Annotated in this window: 26 protein-coding genes; 12 read left to right on the forward strand and 14 right to left on the reverse strand. The window is 64.5% G+C overall.

Going from position 1 to position 22,701, the window contains the following annotated elements; translation table 11 throughout:
* Nucleotides 1-96 precede the first annotated feature (96 nt).
* Entirely contained in the window at nt 97-540 is a 444-nt protein-coding gene (locus TP2_RS05375; protein ID WP_038074565.1) for a thioredoxin domain-containing protein, read from the reverse strand.
* A 69-nt stretch (nt 541-609) separates the two neighbouring features.
* Here TP2_RS05375 and TP2_RS05380 point away from each other — a divergent pair, with 69 nt between their 5' ends.
* On the forward strand, nt 610-789 hold the full coding sequence (locus TP2_RS05380; protein WP_038074568.1) for a hypothetical protein: 180 nt from the start codon (nt 610-612) through the stop codon (nt 787-789).
* A 7-nt stretch (nt 790-796) separates the two neighbouring features.
* Here TP2_RS05380 and TP2_RS05385 read toward each other — a convergent pair whose 3' ends face one another.
* The 7 genes from TP2_RS05385 to TP2_RS05415 form a co-directional block, all read right to left on the reverse strand.
* Nucleotides 797-1,927, reverse strand: a complete 1,131-nt coding sequence (locus TP2_RS05385; protein WP_038074571.1) for a TFIIB-type zinc ribbon-containing protein — start codon at nt 1,925-1,927, stop codon at nt 797-799.
* A gap of 4 nt (nt 1,928-1,931) precedes the next feature.
* Nucleotides 1,932-3,065, reverse strand: a complete 1,134-nt coding sequence (locus tag TP2_RS05390; protein ID WP_038074574.1) for an SPFH domain-containing protein — start codon at nt 3,063-3,065, stop codon at nt 1,932-1,934.
* Between the two features lie 21 nt (nt 3,066-3,086).
* On the reverse strand, nt 3,087-3,752 hold the full coding sequence (locus TP2_RS05395; protein ID WP_038074577.1) for a DUF4241 domain-containing protein: 666 nt from the start codon (nt 3,750-3,752) through the stop codon (nt 3,087-3,089).
* 3 nt (nt 3,753-3,755) lie between these two features.
* Nucleotides 3,756-4,724 carry a DUF2927 domain-containing protein gene (locus TP2_RS05400; RefSeq protein ID WP_038074580.1) on the reverse strand — a complete coding sequence of 323 codons (969 nt, stop codon included), beginning with the start codon at nt 4,722-4,724 and terminating at the stop codon, nt 3,756-3,758.
* Nucleotides 4,724-5,899 (reverse strand): toxic anion resistance protein, encoded by a 1,176-nt coding sequence (locus TP2_RS05405; RefSeq protein ID WP_038074582.1) that lies wholly within the window; start codon nt 5,897-5,899, stop codon nt 4,724-4,726. Before TP2_RS05405 ends, TP2_RS05400 begins: the two co-directional genes overlap by 1 nt.
* A 52-nt stretch (nt 5,900-5,951) precedes the next feature.
* Entirely contained in the window at nt 5,952-6,866 is a 915-nt protein-coding gene (locus tag TP2_RS05410; protein WP_038074584.1) for a 5-bromo-4-chloroindolyl phosphate hydrolysis family protein, read from the reverse strand.
* A 249-nt stretch (nt 6,867-7,115) separates the two neighbouring features.
* Nucleotides 7,116-8,849, reverse strand: a complete 1,734-nt coding sequence (locus tag TP2_RS05415; RefSeq protein WP_038074586.1) for a pseudouridine synthase — start codon at nt 8,847-8,849, stop codon at nt 7,116-7,118.
* 123 nt (nt 8,850-8,972) lie between these two features.
* Here TP2_RS05415 and TP2_RS05420 point away from each other — a divergent pair, with 123 nt between their 5' ends.
* Nucleotides 8,973-9,422 carry a nucleoside deaminase gene (locus tag TP2_RS05420; RefSeq protein WP_038074588.1) on the forward strand — a complete coding sequence of 150 codons (450 nt, stop codon included), beginning with the start codon at nt 8,973-8,975 and terminating at the stop codon, nt 9,420-9,422.
* 11 nt (nt 9,423-9,433) lie between these two features.
* On the opposite strand, the gene TP2_RS05425 is transcribed toward TP2_RS05420, so the two are convergent.
* Nucleotides 9,434-10,672 carry an SAM-dependent methyltransferase gene (locus TP2_RS05425; protein WP_038074590.1) on the reverse strand — a complete coding sequence of 413 codons (1,239 nt, stop codon included), beginning with the start codon at nt 10,670-10,672 and terminating at the stop codon, nt 9,434-9,436.
* A gap of 240 nt (nt 10,673-10,912) precedes the next feature.
* Here TP2_RS05425 and aspS point away from each other — a divergent pair, with 240 nt between their 5' ends.
* Nucleotides 10,913-12,694 (forward strand): aspartate--tRNA ligase, encoded by a 1,782-nt coding sequence (gene aspS / locus TP2_RS05430; RefSeq protein ID WP_038074593.1) that lies wholly within the window; start codon nt 10,913-10,915, stop codon nt 12,692-12,694.
* Between the two features lie 141 nt (nt 12,695-12,835).
* Here aspS and TP2_RS05435 read toward each other — a convergent pair whose 3' ends face one another.
* Both TP2_RS05435 and TP2_RS05440 read right to left on the reverse strand, forming a co-directional pair.
* The gene (locus TP2_RS05435; RefSeq protein WP_038074597.1) at nt 12,836-13,312 is read right to left on the reverse strand and encodes a hemerythrin domain-containing protein; all 477 of its coding nucleotides are present in this window, start codon (nt 13,310-13,312) and stop codon (nt 12,836-12,838) included.
* 87 nt (nt 13,313-13,399) lie between these two features.
* Nucleotides 13,400-14,107: a response regulator gene (locus TP2_RS05440; protein ID WP_051692208.1), complete on the reverse strand. Its 708-nt coding sequence runs from the start codon at nt 14,105-14,107 to the stop codon at nt 13,400-13,402.
* A gap of 146 nt (nt 14,108-14,253) precedes the next feature.
* Here TP2_RS05440 and mce point away from each other — a divergent pair, with 146 nt between their 5' ends.
* The 3 genes from mce to TP2_RS05455 are packed head-to-tail and all read left to right on the forward strand — an operon-like array spanning nt 14,254 to nt 15,659.
* The gene (gene mce, locus TP2_RS05445) at nt 14,254-14,658 is read left to right on the forward strand and encodes a methylmalonyl-CoA epimerase (protein WP_038074600.1); all 405 of its coding nucleotides are present in this window, start codon (nt 14,254-14,256) and stop codon (nt 14,656-14,658) included.
* Entirely contained in the window at nt 14,658-14,927 is a 270-nt protein-coding gene (locus TP2_RS05450; protein ID WP_038074603.1) for a DUF1467 family protein, read from the forward strand. The genes mce and TP2_RS05450 overlap by 1 nt, the downstream gene beginning before the upstream one ends.
* A gap of 54 nt (nt 14,928-14,981) precedes the next feature.
* Nucleotides 14,982-15,659: a DUF4396 domain-containing protein gene (locus TP2_RS05455; protein ID WP_038074605.1), complete on the forward strand. Its 678-nt coding sequence runs from the start codon at nt 14,982-14,984 to the stop codon at nt 15,657-15,659.
* A 15-nt stretch (nt 15,660-15,674) separates the two neighbouring features.
* On the opposite strand, the gene TP2_RS05460 is transcribed toward TP2_RS05455, so the two are convergent.
* Together TP2_RS05460 and TP2_RS05465 are read right to left on the reverse strand one after the other, a co-directional pair.
* The gene (locus TP2_RS05460) at nt 15,675-16,370 is read right to left on the reverse strand and encodes an EI24 domain-containing protein (protein WP_038074608.1); all 696 of its coding nucleotides are present in this window, start codon (nt 16,368-16,370) and stop codon (nt 15,675-15,677) included.
* Nucleotides 16,367-16,969, reverse strand: coding sequence for a nitroreductase family protein (locus TP2_RS05465; RefSeq protein ID WP_240473713.1), 603 nt, complete (start codon nt 16,967-16,969; stop codon nt 16,367-16,369). Before TP2_RS05465 ends, TP2_RS05460 begins: the two co-directional genes overlap by 4 nt.
* A gap of 121 nt (nt 16,970-17,090) precedes the next feature.
* Here TP2_RS05465 and TP2_RS05470 point away from each other — a divergent pair, with 121 nt between their 5' ends.
* Nucleotides 17,091-17,339: a DUF167 domain-containing protein gene (locus tag TP2_RS05470; RefSeq protein WP_038074610.1), complete on the forward strand. Its 249-nt coding sequence runs from the start codon at nt 17,091-17,093 to the stop codon at nt 17,337-17,339.
* Nucleotides 17,340-17,342: 3 nt separating this feature from the next.
* Here the strand turns inward: TP2_RS05470 and TP2_RS05475 are convergent, their stop codons facing one another.
* The gene (locus TP2_RS05475) at nt 17,343-17,606 is read right to left on the reverse strand and encodes a hypothetical protein (RefSeq protein ID WP_038074614.1); all 264 of its coding nucleotides are present in this window, start codon (nt 17,604-17,606) and stop codon (nt 17,343-17,345) included.
* Between the two features lie 158 nt (nt 17,607-17,764).
* On the opposite strand from TP2_RS05475, the gene TP2_RS05480 reads away from it, so the two are divergent.
* The 5 genes from TP2_RS05480 to TP2_RS05500 all read left to right on the forward strand — a co-directional run.
* On the forward strand, nt 17,765-18,517 hold the full coding sequence (locus TP2_RS05480; RefSeq protein ID WP_051692219.1) for a M48 family metallopeptidase: 753 nt from the start codon (nt 17,765-17,767) through the stop codon (nt 18,515-18,517).
* Between the two features lie 53 nt (nt 18,518-18,570).
* Nucleotides 18,571-19,863, forward strand: coding sequence for a DUF2254 domain-containing protein (locus TP2_RS05485; RefSeq protein ID WP_051692209.1), 1,293 nt, complete (start codon nt 18,571-18,573; stop codon nt 19,861-19,863).
* 64 nt (nt 19,864-19,927) lie between these two features.
* On the forward strand, nt 19,928-20,221 hold the full coding sequence (locus tag TP2_RS17895) for a DUF6455 family protein (protein WP_051692211.1): 294 nt from the start codon (nt 19,928-19,930) through the stop codon (nt 20,219-20,221).
* A complete protein-coding gene (locus TP2_RS05495) occupies nt 20,221-20,481 on the forward strand; it encodes a DUF6455 family protein (RefSeq protein ID WP_051692213.1) in 261 nt (86 codons plus the stop codon). Before TP2_RS17895 ends, TP2_RS05495 begins: the two co-directional genes overlap by 1 nt.
* A gap of 499 nt (nt 20,482-20,980) precedes the next feature.
* The coding region (locus TP2_RS05500) for a DUF11 domain-containing protein (RefSeq protein ID WP_038074617.1) at nt 20,981-22,701 on the forward strand (1,721 nt) is incomplete at its 3' end.

The raw sequence follows: 22,701 nt of genomic DNA on the forward strand, positions 1-22,701 counted from the left end.
TAACCGTGGCCGGGTATTTCGCGCAAGGCGCCGGGCTTGTCAAGCGGCCCGCCCGCGCTGGCGCGAATTTTTTCGACCCCGGCCAGCGCTTTCCGATCAGGCTGGGATCGAAACTTTCGATTTCACGAAGGCGACCAGATCGCCTGCCGGTCGGGCCCCGGCGGCACGCGCGACTTCGCGCCCCTTCTGAAACAGGATGAAGGCGGGGATGCCCTGAATCCGGTAGCGCTGGGTCGCGGTGGGGTTCACCTGCGTATTGATCTTGGCGAGGCGCACGTGCGGGGTCAGCTGCTCGGCGGCCATGTTGAACTGCGGCGCCATTGCCTTGCAGGGGCCACACCAGGGCGCCCAGAAATCGACCAGCAGCGGCAGGTCGTCCTTCTCGGCCTTCGCGAGCGTCGCGAAATCGACCTCGGCCACTTTGTGCGAGACCAGCCAGCCCCCGCAGGTGCCGCATTTGGGTTTGGCGCCGAGCTTGTCGGCGGGAACTCGGTTCGCCTGCCCGCAATCGAGACAGGTCACTCTGTAGGATTGGGTCATGTCACCGCTCCTTTGCATTCAACTTGCACAGTATATCAGAATGGCTTGTCGCGAATACAAGGAGACGACATGACGCGCTGGACCGAGCTCACGCCCGAGAGGCAGATAGATCTGCGGGCCGCCTACGAGGTGGAAATGGCGAGACAGGGCACGACCTGTTCGCTTGATGAAAAGGTGGTGCGTTTCGCCAATTGGCTCGCGCCCCAAGGCATCGCCTTCGGCATGGAGGATCTGCCCGGGCGGCGCTGAACTCGCCTTAGCGCTTCAGATAGGCAACCGCCGCGACCACGATCAGCGCTGCAATCACCGCGAAGGCGATCTTCCAGGGTGACCACGGGCGATCGCCCTGCACCCGGCCCGTCTGGGCGTTGACGACGAACCGGTAGGAGCGGCCGCGGAACTTGTAGGCGGCAGTCCAGACCGGCAGCAGAACATGCTTGAAGGTCTCGGCCGAGAAGCGGGGATCCATCGAGCCGATGCGCTGCTCGTCGCCGCCGATATCGCGGCGAATATCGGTCTGGATCACGCGGATCATCTCGGCCTGAGCGGCGTGATGCCCCTCATGCAGTTCGACCGTGTAGCCCTCGGCTGAAAAGCCCGCGAGATAGTCGCGCTGATAGGGTTCGAGGGCTCCCAGATCCCAGGGTTGCAACGCCTGGACATAACCGGGCGGCAGCGAGCGCGCGGCATAGATCAACACGTCGTCGAAATCCCGTGCGACCTGACCGGAGACCGAACTCCAGCGGATCCGGCGCACTTGCTGGGTGCGGGGGCCCTTGTCGGTGTGCACGGTGCGCGTCTCGTAATAGGCATCACCGCGCTGACCGGTATAGCGAGTGCGGGTCGCGGCATCGAAGGTCCAGAACGGCGCGTAAATCCCGGTCATTCGCCGCCCCTTGCGGGCATATTGCGAGAGCCCATTGGGCGCGAACCACAGTGAGCCCAGCCATTTCGAGAGGGCCGCGCGGGCTTGGTCCTCGGTGATCTGGAAGGGCAGGACGCCTTGCGGCTTGATCAGCCGCGTGGTGCCTGTATCGGTGACGACGGGGGTCGCGCAAAACGGGCATTCGGTGGCGTGCTCGCCGTTTTGCAGCTCGATCGTCGCGCCGCAATTGGGGCAGGAGACAGTGCGGTGTTCCTCCATCTCCTGCGGGGGCATCTCACGCCTGAGCGCCTGTTCCAGAGGGATTTCGCGCAGATGCGCCTCACCGCGCCCGGTCGCAGCGGGGATATCCTGCACGTGGCCGCAATGGTCACAGACGAGCCTCGTCTGGCCCGGGGCAAAGCGCAGATCAGCGCCACAGCTTTCACAGTGATAATGGCTCTCGCCGCGCGGGTCGGCCGGGGCGGAAGACTTGCTCCGCCCCACTTTCGGAATTCCGGTCATACGCTCAGCCCGCAGGCGGCGCAGCGGGCGGCGGGGGGGGCGGGGCGATGGTGAAGAGCTGCGCGAGTTCGGTCACGTCCTCGGCACGCATCCAGCCGTTCTGGCCTGGTGTCCAGACGAGGCTATCGCGGGTGAGCGCGCCCTCGGAGACCATCCGTCCCAGATGCCCACGTCCGTAGGGCCCCTGCGTCTGCCCGTTCACCGCAAGATGCCAGACCTTCTCGACCGGCGGGGGCGGAGGCGGCGGAGCTGCAGCGGCGGGTTGTTGCGGCATTTGCCCCCACGGCCCCATCTGCTGGCCCATCGCCATGCCCATCCCGGCGCCCATGCCCGCGCCCATCGCAGCGCCCATTCCGGCGGAAGCGCCCGAGCCCGGCTGACCCATCGCCTCGGCGGCGTTGAACTGCATGTATTTGTTCAGATCGCCCACGATCCCCATCGAGGTACGCTTGTCGAGCACGGCCTCGACCGCCTCGGGCAGCGAGACGTTTTCGATGTAGAACTCCGGCAGCTCGAGACCGTAGGCGGCAATCGTCGGCGCGATCGCCTTGGTGATCAGCTTGCCCATATCGGCGGTATTCGCGGCCATATCCAGCACCGGAATGCCCGAGCTGGCGATCGCGCGCGAGAACTCCTGCACGATCACGTTGCGCAGCTGGTAGCTGATCTCGTCCGAGGTGAATTCGCCATCAGTGCCGACGATCTCGGTCAGGAACTTGCCCGGATCGGTGACGCGCATCGAATAGGTGCCAAACGCGCGGAGGCGCACCGGCCCGAATTCGGGGTCGCGCGCCATCACCGGGTTCTTCGTGCCCCATTTGAGGTCGTTGAAGCGGGTCGTGTTGACGAAATAGATCTCGGACTGGAAGGGCGATTTGAACCCGTGATCCCAGTGCTGGAGCGTGGTCAGGATCGGCAGATTGTTCGTTTCCAGCATGTAGAGGCCGGGGCCGAACACATCTGCGAGCTGGCCTTCATGGACGAAGACCGCCGCCTGTCCCTCGCGCACCGTGAGCTTCGCGCCATATTTGATCGCATGTCCCTCGCGCTCAAAGCGCCAGACCATCGTGTCGCGGGTGTCGTCGGTCCAGCCGATAACGTCGATGAACTCGCCGGAAAGGAAGTCGAGAATGCCCATGGGTCTCTCCTGATACTGTGATCAACTGTTCTGCGCGGGACAGGGCGGCGGGTCCAGCCAGCCTTTGTCACCGGTAATGAATTGTGCGTAGAGCGCGACCATGCGGCCCTGCGCGTCGTGAAGGCTTGCGACGGGGTAGCCGCCATCGCCCCAGCCCGACCCCGAGACGGGAAAGCGCGCGCCGCCGGGCAGTTCGACGAGGAAGGGCACGGTCGGATATTGCGCGTCGAGCTGGTCGGCATAGGGTCCGACATAGAGCTCGCCCTCATGAGGCCTGCCATAGTCATCGAGCGCCGCGAGATCGGCCGGGGTCAGAAAGCCCGCAAGCCCGGTATCGACACCGATCACGCTCAGCTCCTTGCCGCAGACCACCGGCGCATCCGACCAGATCAGCGCCATGAAGGCAGTACGGCCCTCGGTCGTCTCCTGCAGCCCCACCAGCCGTGCCGGGCTCTCGGGCACACGCAAGGGGGCATCGCGACGGTTCCACAGCGTCAGCGGATCAGTGGCGTAGATCTCGCCGCCTTCAGCGGCCCATGTGCCCCCGTCATGCAGCCGGGTCTCGAACCCCGCGCCCGCGCGCAGCCAGTCGAGCGCGGATTGCGGGGTGCCCGTGGCCCCTGCCAGCGCCCCGAACGGCAGGACCGCCAGCGCGGCAACAGGGAGGATATGGCGATGACTCGTCATCGCTCAGCTCTCGCCGCCCATCAATTCGGCGGCGATTGTGGTCACGATCGGGCGTGCCTCGGCCTCGGTCATGCCGGGACGCAGGCGCGGGTCATAGAGGATGCGCAGCAGCAGCTCGTCATGCTTGGTCAGCAGCGAGAACTCCTCGTCATCGTTAAAGATCGAGGGGCGCGCGCGCGGATAGTCATTGGCGAGTCCAAGACCTTGCGCAAGCTCTTCGTGAATGCAGCTCGTGCGCAGGCTCGGCGGGTGCTCGCCGCGAATGACAGCCACGGCCTGACTGTAGACGGGGCTGTTCCCTTCGGAAAACGCGAAGACCACGCAATAGGTCGAGAGCGGAAGGTTGGTGATCGCCTCGACGCTGGTTTCGTCGATGCCGGGCACCAGTTCGCGCAGGCGCGGGCCGATGCCGCGGCGTTCATCTTCGGTCAGGAAGAGCACGTGGAAATTGCCGCCGCCGCGCACCACGCTGACAGGATGTTTCGAGGCCCGCGCGAGCTTGCTGGCATAGGCGGTGACCTCGGCGCGATCCGAAGCGCGGTCGGCTTTCGGGATCGCCGCGCCGAACTCGATATCCATGCGCACCGGTTGCTCCCAGCGGCGCAGGCGCGAGGGCGTCTGGCGCGCGACGAACCCACCGCCTTGCGGCGTGTACTCGTCATAGAGCGCGATCTGCACGAAATCCTGCGCCAATTGGCGCGTGGTGAAGGGGGCGTCGCGCGGCTCGACATCGGTGCGCAGCTGGCCGCGCGCCTCCATCTCGGCGGCGGTGCGGCTGTAATAGGCGTGCAACTCACGTGAGAGCGCGCTGGGCGTCGCGACTCCGGAGCGGTCGAGATCGGCCGGGGCTTCGGGCGGGCGCGCTGCCTTGCGCGGGGCGAGCGGCGAGCCGCCCATCCCCGGAATGCAGCCCGAGAGTGCGAGGCATCCCGCGATCCCGAGCGTCCAACGCAAGGCGCGCCCGCGCAGCATCAGGCGGCCCCGCCGCCCTGCGCGGAGGATTTCGCCGCCGCCAGCGTGTCGCGCAGCTTGTGCTCCATCTCGACGAGATCGTGCTCGGCTTCGGCGCGCTTGCGCTTGCCCTCATCGGCGATGCGCAGGCTATCCTCGATCGTCGCGATCAGATCGGCATTGGCCGCCTTCACCGCCTCGATATCGAAGACACCGCGTTCCATCTCGGTGCGGATTTCGGCATTGGCTTCGCGCAGGTTCTTGGCATTGGCCTTCAGAAGCTCGTTGGTGAGATCATTGGCTTCGCGCACCGCGCCTGCCGCCTCGCGCGAACGCTGGATCGTCACCGCTTGTGCCAGCTGCGTTTCCCACAGCGGCACGGTGTTCACGAGCGTCGAGTTGATCTTCGTCACGAGGCTCTTGTCGTTTTCCTGCACCAGCCGGATCGAGGGCAGCGACTGCATCGTCACCTGACGGGTGAGCTTGAGATCATGCACCCGGCGCTCGAGATCGTCGCGCGCGGCGCGCAGGTCGCGCAGTTCCTGCGCCTTGAGCACCTTGTCCTCTTCAGGCGCATCGGCCACGGCCTGTTCCAGCGCGGGAATATCGACCGTGTCGATCTGGTGCAGCTTCTCGGTGCCCGCCGCGATGTACAGCGCAAGCTCGTCATAGAAACGCAGGGTCTTGTCATAGAGCATGTCGAGCGACTTGATGTCCTTGAGCAGCTTGTGCTCGTGGCTCAGAAGCTCATCGGTCACGCGGTCGATCTGGCCCTGTACCTCTTCGAAACGGGCAACAAAATTCGCGAAAGGCGCGGCGCGGCCCAGCAGCTTCTCCCACCAGCTGCGGGTGCGGCGCACGTCAAGTTCGGAGACCGAGAAGCCGCGGATCGTGGTGACGATGCGGCGCAGGCTGTCGCCCGCGGGGCCCACATCCTTGTTCTTCACACCCGAGAGCATCTCCTGGCTGATCGCCTGAAGGTCGGTCTGCGCGCGCGAGCCGAATTGCACGATCGAGCCGGTATCGCCCATGTCGAGCTCGGCCATGCGCGAGCGGATCGCCTCGGCCGTCTCCGGAGGCGCCTGATCGAGCGGCACCACCGCCTCGGCAGGGCCCGGCTCGGGCAGGAGGGTCCCGGTCAGTCCCTCAACCTCGGTCATCAGCTCGGTCGCCTTCTGGCGGGTCGTCTCGGTCATCTCAGGCCTCCTTGCGGCATCGGGCAAATCGCCCGCTCTCACTCTTAAAATGTCACTTTCGTCCGTTCGCGGTCACAACCCCTTCGCGGGCAAGCCGGTCACGCAGAACCTCGATCTCGATCTCTAGCCCTTCGCGCCCGTCTTCGAGCATTTTTTTCGTGCGGGCGGTGAAATTGGCTTCGAGGTCGTCAAGCAGGGCCGCGTAATCGTCTCGGGCCTTCTCGTCGCGGGTATTGCGCCACAGATCGGCGAATTTCACCGTCGCGTCGCGCGCGCCCTCCAGATAGACGGTCATGTAGCGGCGCGCCTGCGCAAGATCGCCGGGATCTTCCTCGACCGCGCGGAAGAGATCGCGCGCGGTGGTGGCGAACTGGTCGACGCGGGAGATCAGCATGCGCTCGCCCGAGGGGGTAATGGCGCTGCGCATCTGGGTGAGGTAGGCCTCGCCTTCCTTGACGACACGGGCGACGCGCTCCTGCTGGAACGGGTCGATATCTTCCATGCCCTTGTCTTTCATCGGGTCGAAGCCGAAAGCCACGAGCGAGACGATCGTGCCGATCACGCCGATCGCGCCGGCGCCGATGAGGCCAAGCTCGGGTGCCTGAGCACCAAGCGCGAGGCCGATGCCGTAGAGGACAGAGCCCACGATCTTGCGCGGAAAAGCAGGGCGGCGGGCCGCGGCGCGGGCGACATAGGCAAACTCGGCGCGCAGCCCCTCGCGGATCGTCCAGGCTGCCCCCGCGATCAGTGCAAAGGCTCCAAGCGCACGGGCCAGGGCAAAGGGGCCCTCGCCGAAAGCGCCCAGAAGAAAGGGCAGGGCGGCCGCCACGATCCAGAACGGGCGGCCCTCTTCGGGATGACGGGTATCGGGGCGACGATGAGCGGGAATGCTGCGCGCGTCGCTCAGGTCGGGGCCGCTGCGGGGCGTGCCTTGCGGGCTGTATTTTCCGCCGAAACGCTGGGCCATCAGACGCTCCCCGTGAGCGCGACCGACAGCGTCAGCGCGATCATCAACCAGAAAGCGATCCTCTTTTGCGCGCTGCGCGACATTGCCAGCCCCCCGTGCCAGCCTCACGAGAGCGCGGAATTTCCGCGCCCTAGGGGAATTTATAGGCAGGCTGGCGGAGTTGTGCCAGAGGCGGGGTGTGAAATTCGCGCAAAACCGCCGAGGGAAAATGCGCGTGCTTTTCCCCTTCGGCGGTTGCCTTTCAGTTGATCACTCGCGCGATTTGCCGCGCGGTGCACCCTTGGGGCCGCTGCCGGAGGGGCGGCCACCGGGTTTGCGGTCACCGTCGCGGTGGGATTTGAACCCTTCGGCGCGCGGTTTGCCGCCGGGTTTGCCACCATGTGACTTGAAGCCTTCCGAGCGCGGTTTGCCCCCCGGTTTCCCGCCGTGGGACTTGAACCCCTCCGAGCGCGGTTTGCCGCCTTCGGGGCGCTCGCCGCGCGGTTTGCCAAAGCGCGGTTTGTCCCGCTGCGGGCGGTCGTCACGGTCCCGGTTGAAACGCGGCTTGTCCCCTTGCGGCCGGTCCTCGCGCTTGCGGTCGTAACGCGGCTTGTCGCCCTCATCGCGATGCGATTTGAACCCACCTGCGCGCGGCTTGCGCGGCCCGTCATCGCGACCACCTTCACGCTTGCCTTCGAAACGAGGCTTGCCAAAGCGCGGCTTGTCCCCCTGATCGCGGTCGTCGCGATCCCGGTTGTAGCGCGGACGGTCGCCCTGCGGACGGTCGTCGCGGTCCTTGCGGAAGCGCGGTTTGTCCTCGCCACGATCATCGCGATCGCGGTTGAAACGGGGCTTGTCGCCGCGCGGACGGTCGTCGCGATCACGGTTGAAGCGGGGCTTGTCGCCACCGTCACGGTCGGATTTGAACCCGCCGGTGCGCGGCTTGCGCGGGCGATCCTCGCGACCACCTTCGTCGCGATCCTTGCGGAAGCGCGGTTTGTCATCCCCGCCACGGTCGTCGCGATCCCGGTTGAAGCGGGGTTTGTCACCCCGCGGACGGTCATCGCGATCACGGCCGAAACGCGGTTTTTCGTCGCCGCGATCATCGCGGTCACGGTTGAACCGGGGTTTGTCACCCCGCGGGCGATCGTCGCGGTCACGGCCGAAGCGAGGCTTGCCATCGCGCGACCCACGCTCGGGGCGGTCGCCATCGCGACGCGGCTTGCGCTCGGGCCGCTCGTCGCCGCCGGCTGGCGCGTCTTCCAGAAGCCCGCCAAGCTGGTCGCGCAGCATGCGACGCTTCACCTCCATCACGTCGCCCGGCTGCATGTCGATCAAGCGGAAGGGGCCGTAGCTGATGCGGATCAGGCGGTTCACCTGCAGCCCGATTTCGGTCATGGCGCGGCGGATCTCGCGGTTGCGGCCTTCGCGGATGCCCACGGTCAGCCAGGCATTCGCGCCCTGCTGGCGGTCAAGCGAAACCTCCATCGGCAGGAATTCCTCGCCGTCGATGGTGATACCCTGGCGCAGCGGATCGAACAGCTGCTCGGTGGGGCGGCCGTTGACGCGCACGCGGTATTTACGCAGCCAGCCGGTCTCGGGCAGCTCCAGGCGGCGCTTGAGGCCACCGTCATTGGTCAGCAGCAGCAGCCCTTCGGAATTGAGGTCGAGACGGCCGACATTCAGCACGCGCGGCATGCCCTCGGGCATTTCGTCGAAGATCGTGCGGCGACCCTGTTCGTCCTTCTCGGTCGTGACCAGCCCCAGCGGCTTGTAATAGAGCCAGAGCCGCGTTTCCTGCGGCGCGTCGATCGGCTTGCCGTCGATGGTGATCTTGTCAGTGGGCGCCACGTCGAGCGCGGGCGAGGTGATCTGCTTGCCATTCACCGCAACCTTGCCGGCGAGGATCATCTTTTCGGCGTCGCGGCGCGAGGCCACGCCGGAGCGTGCAATCACCTTGGCGACGCGTTCATTGGAGGCGGGTTTGCTGGGAGCATGGGTCATGTCAGGTTCCTTCAAAGGGAGGGGGCGCCGGACTCACTCGGGCGCGAAGGTTCGCGCTCTACACCTTTCCATCTCACTTGGGAAGCGTCTTGATAAGGGCGGGTTTGCACGCGATGAAGGGGCATGAGTTTCCGGTCTTTCATGCAACAGGCGCTGGACGAGGCGCGCGCGGCCGCCGAGCGCGGTGAGGTGCCTGTGGGCGCGGTCGTGGTCTCGCCTGCGGGCGAGGTCGTGGCGGCGGCGGGCAACCGTACGCGCGAGCTGGCCGATCCCACGGCCCATGCCGAAATCCTCGCGATGCGCGACGCCTGCAAGGCGGCGGGCTCCGAACGGCTGCCGGGCTACGATCTCTATGTCACGCTGGAGCCTTGCCCGATGTGCGCCTCGGCCATTTCACAGGCCCGGATCGCGCGGCTTTACTACGGTGCGGCGGACCCGAAATCGGGTGGCGTGGCGCATGGACCCCGTGTTTTCACCCATCCGCAAAGCCATCATGTGCCCGAGGTCTATGACGGGATCGGTGCGGCGGAGGCCGAGGCTTTGCTCAAGGGCTTTTTCGCGGCAAAGCGGTAGAGGCACGCAGCTCATTCGGCGGCGAGCCGTCGTTCCTCGTCTTCCGCGTCGCGGTAGAGATAGTCGCGCGTCAGCGGCACGTCGCCGACCTCATGGGCAAGCTGATACTGGAACACCACCTGCCCGCCATGCCGAAAGGCCATCTCCGAGGCGACCAGATAGAACCGCCACATCCTGCAGAAACGTTCGTCGTAAAGCGCGGTGGCCTTTTCGATATTCGCCTCGAACCGGTCGCACCAATGTTTGAGCGTCTCGGCATAATGCAGCCGCCAGACCTCGAGATCGGTGGTGACGAGCCCCTCATGCTCGATTGCGTTCGAGGCTTCCGACATCGCCGGGCAATAGCCGCCCGGGAAGATGTATTTCGTGATGAAATCCGCCGTTGCCCCGGCCGGCCCGGAACGCCCGATGAAATGGATCAGCGCCACGCCGCCCGGTTTCAACAACTCGCGCAGTTTCGAGAAATACTCGCGGTAATGCGGCACGCCGACATGCTCGAACATGCCCACAGAAACGATCCGGTCGAAGCTTTCGCTCACGTCGCGGTAATCCATCAGCCGGATGTCGATCTTGTCCTCCAGCCCCGCCGCCTTCACCCGCTCGCGCGCCATCGCATGCTGTTCGCTCGACAGCGTGACGCCCACCACATGCGCGTCGAAATCACGCGCCAGCGTCAGCGCCATGCCGCCCCAGCCGCAGCCTATATCAAGAACGCGCATCCCCGGCTCGATCAGGAGCTTCTTCGCGATATGGCGTTTCTTCGCTTCCTGCGCCTCTTCCAGCGTCATGTCGGAGCGCTCGAAATAGGCGCAGCTATATTGCCGGTCCTTGTCGAGAAAGAGATCGTAGAGCGCGCTCGAGAGATCGTAGTGATGCGCGACATTGGTGCGCGCCTTGTTGACCGGGTTGAACTGCGCGAAACGGCGGCCGAAGAACCGGCTCGCCTCGCGCGGCTTTTCGAACCAGGGCATGCCCGCCCCGGTCTGGTTCGAGATCGCGAGCGCGAGAAACCCGCGAAGGTCATCATTTTCGATCGTGTAATCGCCGTTGGTGTAGCCTTCGCCGACGCCCAGATCGGGTTTCAGCACGATTTTGCGCACGGCGTCGGGGTTGCGAACCGTGATCCGGATCGGCGTGCCGGTGGCGTCGCCATATCGGCGTTCGGTTCCATCGGGGTAGATCAACTCCAGCGAGCCTTTGCGCACCAGATGGCGCAGCATGCGGTCGAGTAACGCGTCCCAAGCTCTCATTGGCATCTCCGGGTCTTGCGGGACGCGGCTGCGCCCCTCGGCTGGCCTCCGAAAGGAGAACCGGACATGCGGATCGGGGTTCCCCATGGAGATCAACTTAACTGAAAGTTGACGTTTTTTCGACCCGGCGCAGCGTGACGTGAGCGAGAGGCGGCTGTGAACCTCCGCACAGCTTGACTTTTCCCCGCTCAACAGGTGTATCGGCGCGACGATACGCAATTCCGATCCGGGGAGCCTCCCATGCATGCCTTTCGCAGCCATACCTGCGCCGATCTGAGCGCCGCCAATGCCGGTGAGACCGTCCGCCTCGCGGGCTGGGTCCATCGCGTGCGCGACCACGGGGGCGTGCTGTTCATCGACCTGCGCGACCATTACGGCATGACGCAGGTGCTCTGCGATGGCGACTCGGCCGCCTTCAAGGCGATGGAAAAGGTGCGCTCGGAATGGGTGATCCGCATCGACGGCACGGTGAAGCTGCGCGACGCGAGCCTCGTGAACCCGAAGATCCCGACCGGCGAGATCGAGGTCTATGTCCGCGAGATCGAAATTCTGGGCGAGGCCGAGGAACTGCCGCTGCCGGTATTCGGTGAGCTGGATTACCCGGAAGAAACCCGTCTGGCCTATCGCTTCCTCGACCTGCGCCGCGAGAGCCTGCACGACAAGATGATCCTGCGCTCGAACGTGGTGAAATCCATGCGCAAGCGGATGTGGGATGCGGAGTTCAACGAATTCCAGACCCCGATCATCACCGCCTCCTCGCCCGAAGGCGCGCGCGACTTCCTCGTGCCTTCGCGCCTGCACCCGGGCAAGTTCTACGCGCTGCCGCAAGCGCCGCAGCAGTTCAAGCAGCTGATCATGGTCGGCGGCTTCGACAAATATTTCCAGATCGCGCCCTGCTTCCGTGACGAAGACCCGCGCGCCGACCGCTCGCCGACCGATTTCTACCAGCTCGACGTGGAGATGAGCTTCGTCGAGCAAGAGGACATCTTCAACACGATGCAGCCGGTCATTCAGGGCGTGTTCGAGGAATTTTCCGATGGCCGCACCGTCGATCCGGTCTGGCCGCGAATCCCGTACGCCGAGTCGATGCTGAAATACGGCTCGGACAAGCCTGACCTGCGCAACCCGATCGAGATGCAGGTGGTCTCGGATCACTTCCGCGACTCGGGCTTTGCGATCTTCGCGAAACTGCTCGAGCAAGAAGGGACCGAGATCCGCGCGATCCCGGCCCCCACGGGCGGCTCGCGCAAGTTCTGCGACCGGATGAACAAGTTCGCGCAGGAACAGGGCCTGCCGGGCATGGGCTATATCTTCTGGCGCAAGGCAGAAGACGGCTCGGGTCTCGAAGGCGCGGGCCCGCTGGCGAAGAATATCGGCCCCGAGCGGACCGAGGCGATCCGGCAGCAGCTGGGTCTGGGCGAGGGCGATGCGGCCTTCTTCCTCGGCGGCGCTCCCGCCAGCTTCGAGGCGGTCGCAGGCCGTGCGCGCAACGTGATCGGCGAAGAGCTTGGCCTGACCGACAAGAGCCAGTTCAAATTCGCCTGGGTCGTCGATTTCCCGATGTATGAGGCCGATGACGAGGGCAAGATCGACTTCAGCCACAACCCGTTCTCGATGCCGCAAGGCGGGATGGAGGCGCTTTCGGGCAATCCACTCGACGTGAAGGGATACCAATACGACCTCGCCTGCAACGGCTACGAGATCCTCTCGGGTGCGATCCGCAACCACAAGCTCGAGATCATGTATCGCGCCTTCGAAATCGCGGGCTACGGCAAGGATGAAGTCGAGAAGCGCTTCGGAGGCATGGTCAAGGCGTTCAAATACGGCGCGCCCCCCCACGGCGGCTGCGCGGCTGGCATCGACCGGATCGTGATGATCCTCGCCGACACCGCCAATATTCGCGAAGTCATCATGTTCCCGATGAACCAGCGCGCCGAGGATCTGATGATGGGCGCGCCTTCGGAGCCCACCAACGAACAGCTGCGCGAGCTGCGCCTGCGGGTTCTTCCCAGGGAAGACTGATCCCGCGCGCTCACTGCACATGAAAAAGGCCCCGCTCCGGATCGAGCGGGGCCTTCTTCTTTCAGCCGCATGACATGTCCCGGGGGGCCGGTGTCGCCAGCGGGGGATAGTCCCCCTGCGGCAGTCCTGCCCGCGCCCCGATCAATCCTCGAGATGATCCTGAAGCTTCGCGTCGACCAGCGTCAGCTCTTTCTTCTTTCGGCTCAGGAAGCGCTCGCCATAGCCGTCGATCTCGGAGCTGTCGATGACCTCTTTCGCCCGCTTGAAGATGTCCTCTTCTTCCTCGTCGATATGGTGATTGTAGTCATGCGCAAGCGTGTTGAACTTGTTAAGCCAGCCGGGGCTCGCCATGTCCATTTCGTTGAGCTCTTCGAGCAGATCGTCGATCTCGGCATGTTCCTCGACGGAGTGACGCGCGGCGTCCTGCCCCCAGGTTTTGCTCATCAGTTTCGAGTAGAAAGTCTCTTCCTCGGCCGCGCCATGGGCCTTCACGTCATAATAGAACTCGTCCCAGGCTTTCTTGCGTTCGTCGCTCGCACCGGTGGTGTCGGCAATGGTCTTGAGCAGAGCGCGGTGATGGTCGTGGTCTTTCTTGATCTCGTCATAGATCGAGGGCATCGGTATTCCTCCGTCAAAAATGAATTTCGACGGATCAACGTGCGGGCCCCGCGCAAGGTTCCTGTCCGTCTCTGCGCATCGCCCGCCTCAAATCGCTGCACCCGCCGCGATGCGCGCCGCAAGGAGCCCGTTCACCGCGCGCATATCGGCCTGTGACGGCCCGCCCGAGCGCCCCAGCCGCCGTGCCGCCTGATCGAGTGCGGCGTCATGGGCCGAGCGCGCGACGCTGGCCAGGAAATGCGCGGCATAGGGGATTTGTGCGCCGTCGCGCCCGGCTTTGAGTACCTCGGCGAGGTGCTGGAGATCGTCGCGCAGCGCGATCGGGTCAGGGGTGACGACGGTGTCTGAGAGAATGCGCAGCCCGGGCGGGCGCTGCTCACTTGGCAGGGCGGCGAGGATCGCCTCCTGAAAGACCGCAAGGCTTTCGACGGGTTTGTCGAGAAACCCGTTCGCCCCGGCGGCGATCGCGGCTTCGCGCAGGTCCGTGTCGCCCGAGGTGCCCAGCACCACCGGCAGCGTTCCGCGCAGGCCGCGGATTTCGGTGATGAGCTCGGCGCCCGAGCCGTCGGGTAAGCCCATATCGACGATCACGACGCCCGGCCGGTAAGTCCGAAGATGTCGATGCGCCGAGCGCAGACAGTCGGCGCGTCGGATCCGCGCCCCCGAGCGCAGGCACAGCAACCGTACCGCCTCCGAGGCGAAGCGGCTGTCTTCGACCAGCAGCACCGTCAGCCCGGTCAGTGGGCGCTCGGGCGTCGGCGGCTTGTTGGCGATGGCGTCGATCGTATCACTCATGTCTGTCCCCCGTGCGAGATTCGCGTGTCCGCTTCAGTAGGGCGCAAACTGCCTAACGCCGCGTTAACGCGAACAGGGGCCTCGAGGCTTGCGCGAACCCCTCCGCCCCGCTAGGCAAAGGGCGCAGAGCCACGAAGGAGAGCCAGATGATCGGACGCCTGAACCATGTCGCCATTGCCGTGCCCGACCTCGAGGCCGCTTCGGCGCAATATCGCGACACGCTGGGTGCCAAGGTCGGCGCGCCGCAGGACGAGCCCGATCATGGCGTGACGGTGGTCTTCATCGAGCTGCCGAACACCAAGATCGAGCTGCTCTATCCGCTGGGCGACGACAGCCCGATCAACGGCTTTCTGGAGAAGAACCCTTCGGGCGGCATCCATCACATGTGTTTCGAGGTCGAAGACATCCTCGCGGCGCGCGACAAGCTGAAAGCCGAAGGCGCGCGGGTTCTGGGCACCGGCGAGCCGAAGATCGGCGCGCATGGCAAACCCGTGCTGTTCCTGCATCCGAAGGACTTCAACGGCTGCCTGATCGAGCTGGAGCAGGTCTGATGAGCCTCACCGGCGGGATCATTCTCTTCGCGGTGATCTGGTTCATGGTCTTCTTCATGGTCCTGCCGATCAAGCTGAAGACCCAAGGCGATGTCGACGAGATCGTGCCAGGCACCCATGCGGGCGCGCCGCACGAGGCGCATCTGGGTGCGAAGGTGAAGATCACCACCGGGGTCGCCATCGTGCTCTGGGCAATCATCGCGGGCATCCTGCTGTCGGGCATGATCACGCTGGAAGATATCGACTTCTTCGGCCGCCTGCGCCGCTGAGCGCGCGGAACGGGGACCGGCGCTGACGGGTTGAGGGGCTGAAAGAGAGGCCCCATGATCCCGCTTTGGTTTACTTTGCTCAGTTGGTTGGCGCTTACGATAGGCGTTCTGTCCTTCCTCTACCTGCTGCGCGAGATGCGCCGCCAGCTGCCCCATATGGCGATCATGGCCTGGGTCTGGCCGATCTGCGGTCTCTTTGCCGGGCCGCTGGTCATCTGGTTCCACCGGCGCTGGTCGGGCCATGGGGGTGCGCCGTTCCCGGTCTCTGTCGCGAAAGGGACGCTGCATTGCGGGGCGGGCTGCACGCTGGGCGATATCGCCGCCGAGAGCCTTGCGCTGATGATCCCTGCGGTGCTGATCCCCTTCGGTTGGCCGGGGTTCTGGGGCGAGAGGATCTTCGCACTCTGGGGGATCGACTATGTCTTCGCCCTCGCGATTGGCATCGTGTTTCAGTATTTCTCGATCGCGCCGATGCGCGGGCTCGGGCTTGGCGAAGGCCTGCGCGAGGCTGCGAAGGCCGATATAGCCTCGCTCACCTCCTGGCAGATCGGCATGTACGGGATGATGGCGATCTTCCATTTCGCCCTCTTCAAGGGACTTTGGGGCGCCGATGTCACGGCCGCCGATCCCGCGTTCTGGTTCGCGATGCAGATCGCGATGATGGCGGGATTCGTGACGGCCTATCCGGTGAACTGGCTGCTGATCCGCAAGGGCGTCAAGGAAGAGATGTGAGCCGCGCGGCGAGGCTTACCCGCGCCGGCCCATGATCGCGTGGAACAGATGGGTGAAGCCCGCAGCTCCCAGAACCGGAACGAAGAGATTCAGCAGTGGAATCGAAAGCGGCACCGCCATCAGCGCGCCAGCCGCCCAGACGGTCGCCTTGTTGCGCTCGTAAAGTGCGCGGGCCTCGTCGCGCTCCATCCGGCGCAATGCGGCCATCTGGAAATATTCGCGCCCCAGAAGATAGCCGTTGAGCCCAAAAAACAGGAAGGGCGCCAGCGGGATCACGAAGGGATAGATCGCCAGGGCGATCAGGTTCGCCACGATGATCACCCCGAAGAAGCGCAGCGTGTCCGAGAGGCTTTCGAAGAGGCTCAGTTTGCGCACCGGGGGCAGGGTGGGGTAATGCGCATCCTCGACCATCTCGGCCACATCCTCGAGGAAGAACCCGGTAAAGGCCGAGGCGACGGGCACCATCAGGAACATGCTCGCAATCAACATGATCCCGGCGGAGACGATCGAGAGCGCAGTGTCGATATGGCCGATCTCGCCGATAAAGGGCAGCGAGAAGCTGTCGGGCACCAGCCAGCCGATCAGCCAGACCATCGCGACATAGATCGCGATCAGCAGTCCTAGCGACAGCGCGACGCCGATACCCACAACCTTCATCGCACCGGGGCGCAGAAGATCGCCCCAGGCTTTCACGTAACTTGCGAAGATCATTCGGTGATCCAGCTGGTGATGGCGTCGAGATCGGGGCGCGGGCGGTCGACCGGGGTGAGGGCCTCGGTGCCGAGATGAATGAAGCCCGCGACGCTCTCGCCCGGCTTCAGCCCGAGCATGTCACGCCCGAAGGCCTCGTCATGCGCGGCCCAGCCCGACAGCCAGTTCGCCCCCCAGCCCGCGGCCAATGCGGCATTGAGAAGAGACAGGCAGACCGCGCCCGCGGAATAGACCTGCTCGATATGGGGGACTTTATCGCTTTCTTTGGGCGAAAGGATCACCGCGACGCAAAGCTGGCTGTCCAGAAACTGTTTGCCCGCCTTCGCAACCTTGTCCGCAGGCAGGCCCTGCGCCTGCGCGCGGGCTTCCGCCTCGGCCCCGAGGCGCAGAGCGGCCTCGCGGCTGATCACCACGAAACGCCAAGGTTCGAGTTTGCCGTGATCGGGGCTGCGAGCGCCCGCAGTCAGGATCTCGCGCAGCGCGTCGGCATCGGGGGCAGGGCCCACGAGCGTTTTGGCCGGGCGCGAGCGGCGGGTGAGAAGAAACTCCATCGCCGCCTCGTTGCGTCTGGCGGGGTTCACGGGGGTCATGTCGGTCATCAGCGTCTCCGTTTCCTGCGCCAGATATCGGGCGGGCGCGGACGGAATGCAACCATGCGGCCCCGCAAGGCGCGCGCAGGCGGCTTGTGCGCAGGCGAGCAGACCCTATGCTGCGCGACCGATGACCGATCTGAGCCACCTCGCCGTGTCCGGCACCGAAATCGCTTTGCGCGTGACGCCAAAGGCTTCGCGTAACGAAATTCGCATGGGCGACGAAGGCTTGCGCGCCTATGTCACGGTGGTGCCAGAGGGCGGTAAGGCCAATGCCGCCGTGCAGAAACTTCTCGCCAAGGCGCTGGGGGTCGCGAAGACGCGGCTCACACTCATCCGGGGCGAGACCGCCCGCGACAAGGTCTTCCGCCTCGACTGAGGCTCAGCCGTCCTCGGTCGGGGTTTCGCTCTGCTTGAGGCGATAGACCCCTTCGGGCAGGTTCAGCGCCGCCGCCAGCTCGCGCAGCTGCGCGTGGCTGAAAGTGATCGTCTGCACCTGGTCGGTCTGCTCGTCGAGCTGTTCGACCACCACGCAATCCTCGAAAGAGGAGATCGTGATGTCTTCCTGAAGATAGTCGCGCGGATCCGCCCCCTCGTCGACGAGGGTGATCACGGTCGAGTCGAATTCGTGTTCGATGGTAAACATGGAACGATGCTAGCGCGGGCCTCGCGGCGGCGGAAGCGAAATCGCGCGTGGCAGGACACAGTTGATCGCGCAGGCGCTAGGCGAAAGGGCCGGGCCGGGCTAAACTGACGCGAGAGCACCGAAATTTGTCACCGTTTCCGAACTGTTTGCCCGAGCCGATGCCGATCTCACGCCTGTCTCGCCTGATCCTTCTGCCCCTGCTGATCGCGCTTGCGGGCTGCGTGACGACACCTGTGCCGCAAACGCCAAGCGCGCCGGCATCATCGCCCGAACTCACCGCCCGCGCCGAGAAGGCGGTGGATCGGCTGGTGGCGGTGGCGCAGCGCATGGAGCCGCAGATCGAGGCGGAGTGCCGCGCGCGCACCACAGGGCGCAATTGCGATTACCGGCTCGTGGTCGATGACCGGCTCGACGAGCCGCCCAATGCTTTCCAGACCACCGACCGTGCCGGGCGTCCGGTGATCGGGGTGACGCTCGCGCTGGTGGGCGAGGTGCGCAATGCCGACGAGCTGGCCTTCGTGATCGGCCACGAGGCCGCCCATCACATCGCCGACCATATCGCCTCGCGCCAGCGCGACGCAGTGATCGGGGCGGTATTCCTCGGGCGTGCCGCACAAGCGCAGGGGGCGGATGCGCATACGATCCAGCAGGCACGGCGGCTGGGCGCGGAGCTTGGTTCGCGGATTTATTCGAAGGATTACGAGCTCGAGGCGGATCGGCTCGGCACGATCATCACCTGGGATGCGGGCTATGATCCGCTCAAGGGGGCCGCTTTCTTCATGCGCCTGCCCGATCCCGGCGATCGGGTTCTGGGTACGCACCCTCCCAATGCCTTGCGCATCGATGTGGTTCGCGACACCGTGGCCGAGCTGCACCGGGCTGCATCGGCAGGGAACCGGGCGGCCCGTTGAGCGATTGAGTCCGAAACGAGAGGGCGCCGCGATGCGCCCATGACGGGGGACGAATGGCGATATTTTCGCAACTGCGCTGGCGGTTGAAGAATGTCTTGCGCGAGATCTGGGTGCGGGTGAGTGCCTTCGGCCTGCTCGGCATCGTGACCGCGCTGGGGGCGGCAGGCTTTGGTTATCTCGTGCCGCCCGAGCTTGGCATGAAAATGGGCGCGGGCTCGGTCGAGCCGATCCTGAAGATCATCGCTACCGCGATGCTTACCGTCACGACCTTCTCCTTGCAGATCATGGTGACCGCCTTCGGCTCGGCCCAGACCGGGGCCACACCGCGCGCGATCAAGTTGCTGCAAACCGACCGGATCACGCAGAACGTGCTGGCGAGCTTCATCGGCGCCTTCGTCTTCTCTCTGGTCGGCATCATTGCGCTCGAGGCCAAAATCTATGACGATTCCGGCCGCTTTATCCTGCTGGTGGTTACTCTGATCGTCGTGGCGATCGTGGTGCTGTCGCTGTTGCGCTGGGTGCAGCATCTGAGCGAATTCGGGCGTCTGGGCGATGTGATCTCGCGCGTGGAGCGGGCTGCGCGTGACGCGCTCGTCACCCGCTGCGCCGAGCCCTGGCTGCGCGCTCAGTATTGGAAAGAGCCGCCAAAGGGTGTTTTTGGGGTGGCGTCGGACCGCACCGGGCATGTCCAGCATGTCGACATTGGGGCGCTCGAGAAGATCGCGCACGCCCATGACTGCCGGATCTGGCTCTGCGCGCCGCCCGGCGAATTCGTGCATCGTGCGGTCGATCTGGTGTTTTGCGATGCGCTGCCGGGCGATGCCGCGACGCGCGATGAGATCGAAGAAGCCGTGCGCGACGCCTTCACGATCGACCATGCCCGCGACTTTGATCAGGATCCGCAATTCGGCCTGATCGCTCTGGCCGAGATCGCCTCGCGCGCGCTCTCGCCGGGGATCAATGATCCGGGTACCGGCATCGATATTCTCGGGCGGCTGATCCGCGTGCTGGCCGACTGGCATCCGCCCGGCACGCCGCATCGCGAATTCGAGCGCGTCTTTGTGCGCCCGATCGCGCCCGGTCAGCTGATCGAGGATGCCTTCTCGGCGATCGGTCGCGACGGGGCGGGGATGTTCGAAGTCGCCTTGCGGCTTCAGGAGGTGCTCGCGGCGCTCGCGAAGATCCAGCCCGACCATTTTGGCGAACCTGCGGCGATGCAGGCATTGCGGGCCGCCAAGCTGTCCCAAGAGGCGCTAAGGATCGAGGCGGAGCGCGCACGCATCACCGCGATTGCGCAAGATACCGCTGCGCGGTTCGGTGGGCCGGGAGAGACAACCGGGGCTTGATCTGAATCATGGCTTCCCCCCTGATGCTGCGGCACACTGCCCGCATCACACAGGGAGACCGGCCATGTGCGCAGCGAAGAATCTCAACCGTCACGCCGCCATGATGAATCGCATGGCGCAGCTCATGGGGGCCGATCTGAGCGCCGAGATGGCGCAGGGTCGGCTGAGTGGCGAGGGCTGGAAGGATGCACTGATCCGTTGCACCGAATGCACTGATCCCGAGGCCTGCGTGGTCTGGCTCTCGGAGCGCGATCCCGCGCAGGCACCTGCCGAGGCTCCGCCTTCCTATTGTGAGAACCGCCTGATGATGTCCCGGTTGCGCGAAGCCGCCCGGGCCCGGACCGAAGGAGTGGAATGATGGGTATGCAAAACAGTATCGACCTGAACTTCTGGCTGACCCGCGGCATGGCGCGTCGGATCGGAGTGAATATCTCCGAGGCGATGCATGACGGCTTTCTGACCCAGGCCGATTTCGCGCAAATGATCACCACATGCCGGACCTGCGGGCGCACCGAGCTGTGCATGGCGATCCTCGCCGAGAAAGGGGCGGAGCCCGAGCCGATCCCTGACGACTGCCCCAATTCCGCGATCCTCAATTCGCTGCGTGCCCTTCACTGAGCGTTGCGTAGGTGACTGATCTGGAGGCTGCGCTCGCGTCGCCTCCTGCTTTTTTTCATTGAATATTTTGCCTTTTCCGGCCTCGCCCGCCGCGGGTGTCCTGTCGGCCGCGCTCGCGCGAATTTGCGCTGCGTCGCGGCAAAATTATCCGAAAAATCTCGTAGTGGATGTGCGCCTTTTGAAAGACTGCAACCCTTGATTGATTTATTCGCGGGCGCGTTGACAGGTTCGTGAGCCTTTGTGACCCTACGTTCCAAATGTGTGTGGGACATCAAAACATACTGATAACAAAGACGACGACTCTGTCGTGAAGGGTTGAATTTCCGACCTGATGGCTTGGGCGCGCGTGCGACGGCCATTTCTTCCCGACAGACCGAGGCTCTCAGGCAAGGCTCTCTCTCGACCGGTAAGGGTGTGGGATTTTTCGGGCTGGCCCGATGATGCGTAACGCGGTGTGGACGCGTGCGCATTGGCTGGTCTGTTTAAAGGGGGCTGACCAATGGCGCTGGAAGAAAATAACGAGATCATTCTCGGTGATGAACAGATTGTCGGCTCCGACGGTCTCACAGTCAGTAGCGATCAGGACGATTACTCGCCCGGGTCCACCGCGATCATCACCGCCGAGGGCGTCGAAGAAGGTGGCAGCGTCACCTTCGAAGTTGATCACGTCACCGACCCCGGCCCCGACGGCATCTACGGCACCGCCGACGACACCACGGTTGATCTGGGCGGCGACGGCCATGACAGCTGGACCGTTGTTGACGGCGGCGAAGGCGACCTCGACGGAGAGGCCAACGGCGTCATCGTTACCGAATGGTATGTGAACCCCGATGACTCTCTGAATGAAACCTTCCTGCTGAGCGCCACAAGCGGGGACAGCACTGCCTATTCGAGCTTCACCGACTCGGCGAGCTACAATCTCGACCAGTGGAAGAACGGCAACAGCGTCATTCCCACGCCGGGCGATGGCGACGAATGGGTGAACGGCAATCTCAACGAGCAGCAGGCACGCTATTCGGAAGGGGATTTCGTTCCGTATCGCGCGACGATCTCGGATCTGACCGAAGGCACCTACTTCCTGACGATCGAATATGACGTAACCGAGGGGGGGCAGCACGCTCTCGACTACCTCGGCAGCTACGATGAGAGTTTCGGCCCCGGGAGCACACACGCCGGTGACACAGTTCCTGACCCCGTGGACGGAACGGTGCTCAGCCCGACCCCCACGAGCTCTCTGGACGTCGCGATTGATCTCAACGTCACGGAAGGCGTGGATGGAATCCTCGGCACGGCTGACGACATCGTCCAGGAAGGCGGCAGCTTCACCATGTATGGCGCGACCCTGACCGGTTACGCGCTGGCTGGCGCAGACGGTGACTTCGGCACCGCCGACGACGTCTATTTCCTCTCCGGCGATGGTGTCTGGGGCAACGGCGACGAGGCAGAGGTCACAGGCTTCGACAATTACATCTCGGGAGCCTACTCGACGACCTCGCTCACCTCTGCATATGTGGGCAGCCAGATCTATAACCTCAGCGGGGATTTCTCTGGCAATTCCCAGCAATCTCTCACGGTGATCTTCGATTATAGCGGCGCAAGCGGCGAAGACGCTGTCCTCGCCTGGGGTGGCCATATTGCGACCAACGATGATTGGGAAGATCTGGCGAACCCGAGCGGGTCTCCCTATCATATGCGTCTCATCGACATGGAAGCCTACAAGGACGACGCGACGACCATCAAGGTGGTCGGCACGGGGAACCAGGACCGCTCTCTTTCGCGGTCCGCTATCGTGCCCTCGAATCCCGATTTTACGGTGACCAAGACGGCCGACGTGCTCAGTGTGGATGCGGCGGGGGACGTGATCACCTACACGATCACGCTGACCAATACCGGCGATGTCGCGCTTTCGAACGTTCTCGTCAGCGATCCGCTGCTCGATAGCCTCAGCGGTCCGGTGGGCGATCTCGATCTCGATGGCCTTCTCGATGTCGACGAGGTCTGGACCTATACCGGCACCTACACCGTCCAGCAGATCGATCTCGACAGCAACGGCACCGCCGAACCCGACAACAATGACGACAATGACGGCGACCTGCTGACGATAGAAGATCCGGACGGCGACATCGACAATGTCGTGACCGTGACAGTCGCCGAAATTCTCGATCCTCGCACCGCGAGTGCAGAGGTCGATATCATTCAGAACCCGTCGATCTCGATCGT

The sequence above is a fragment of the Thioclava pacifica DSM 10166 genome (assembly GCF_000714535.1).
Taxonomy (GTDB): Bacteria; Pseudomonadota; Alphaproteobacteria; order Rhodobacterales; family Rhodobacteraceae; genus Thioclava; species Thioclava pacifica.

Coding starts and splice junctions, on each gene's coding strand:
- TP2_RS05440 (WP_051692208.1), bottom strand. CDS start 14,107: ATGAGTGATACGATCGACGCCATCGCCAACAAGCCGCCGACGCCCGAG.
- TP2_RS05380 (WP_038074568.1), top strand. CDS start 610: ATGACGCGCTGGACCGAGCTCACGCCCGAGAGGCAGATAGATCTGCGG.
- TP2_RS05495 (WP_051692213.1), top strand. CDS start 20,221: ATGGGTATGCAAAACAGTATCGACCTGAACTTCTGGCTGACCCGCGGC.
- TP2_RS05385 (WP_038074571.1), bottom strand. CDS start 1,927: ATGACCGGAATTCCGAAAGTGGGGCGGAGCAAGTCTTCCGCCCCGGCC.
- TP2_RS05480 (WP_051692219.1), top strand. CDS start 17,765: ATGCCGATCTCACGCCTGTCTCGCCTGATCCTTCTGCCCCTGCTGATC.
- TP2_RS17895 (WP_051692211.1), top strand. CDS start 19,928: ATGTGCGCAGCGAAGAATCTCAACCGTCACGCCGCCATGATGAATCGC.
- TP2_RS05485 (WP_051692209.1), top strand. CDS start 18,571: ATGGCGATATTTTCGCAACTGCGCTGGCGGTTGAAGAATGTCTTGCGC.
- TP2_RS05395 (WP_038074577.1), bottom strand. CDS start 3,752: ATGACGAGTCATCGCCATATCCTCCCTGTTGCCGCGCTGGCGGTCCTG.
- TP2_RS05400 (WP_038074580.1), bottom strand. CDS start 4,724: ATGCTGCGCGGGCGCGCCTTGCGTTGGACGCTCGGGATCGCGGGATGC.
- TP2_RS05410 (WP_038074584.1), bottom strand. CDS start 6,866: ATGGCCCAGCGTTTCGGCGGAAAATACAGCCCGCAAGGCACGCCCCGC.
- TP2_RS05425 (WP_038074590.1), bottom strand. CDS start 10,672: ATGAGAGCTTGGGACGCGTTACTCGACCGCATGCTGCGCCATCTGGTG.
- TP2_RS05460 (WP_038074608.1), bottom strand. CDS start 16,370: ATGATCTTCGCAAGTTACGTGAAAGCCTGGGGCGATCTTCTGCGCCCC.
- aspS (WP_038074593.1), top strand. CDS start 10,913: ATGCATGCCTTTCGCAGCCATACCTGCGCCGATCTGAGCGCCGCCAAT.
- TP2_RS05455 (WP_038074605.1), top strand. CDS start 14,982: ATGATCCCGCTTTGGTTTACTTTGCTCAGTTGGTTGGCGCTTACGATA.
- TP2_RS05420 (WP_038074588.1), top strand. CDS start 8,973: ATGAGTTTCCGGTCTTTCATGCAACAGGCGCTGGACGAGGCGCGCGCG.
- TP2_RS05375 (WP_038074565.1), bottom strand. CDS start 540: ATGACCCAATCCTACAGAGTGACCTGTCTCGATTGCGGGCAGGCGAAC.
- TP2_RS05450 (WP_038074603.1), top strand. CDS start 14,658: ATGAGCCTCACCGGCGGGATCATTCTCTTCGCGGTGATCTGGTTCATG.
- TP2_RS05435 (WP_038074597.1), bottom strand. CDS start 13,312: ATGCCCTCGATCTATGACGAGATCAAGAAAGACCACGACCATCACCGC.
- TP2_RS05465 (WP_240473713.1), bottom strand. CDS start 16,969: ATGACCGACATGACCCCCGTGAACCCCGCCAGACGCAACGAGGCGGCG.
- mce (WP_038074600.1), top strand. CDS start 14,254: ATGATCGGACGCCTGAACCATGTCGCCATTGCCGTGCCCGACCTCGAG.
- TP2_RS05405 (WP_038074582.1), bottom strand. CDS start 5,899: ATGACCGAGACGACCCGCCAGAAGGCGACCGAGCTGATGACCGAGGTT.
- TP2_RS05415 (WP_038074586.1), bottom strand. CDS start 8,849: ATGACCCATGCTCCCAGCAAACCCGCCTCCAATGAACGCGTCGCCAAG.
- TP2_RS05390 (WP_038074574.1), bottom strand. CDS start 3,065: ATGGGCATTCTCGACTTCCTTTCCGGCGAGTTCATCGACGTTATCGGC.
- TP2_RS05475 (WP_038074614.1), bottom strand. CDS start 17,606: ATGTTTACCATCGAACACGAATTCGACTCGACCGTGATCACCCTCGTC.
- TP2_RS05470 (WP_038074610.1), top strand. CDS start 17,091: ATGACCGATCTGAGCCACCTCGCCGTGTCCGGCACCGAAATCGCTTTG.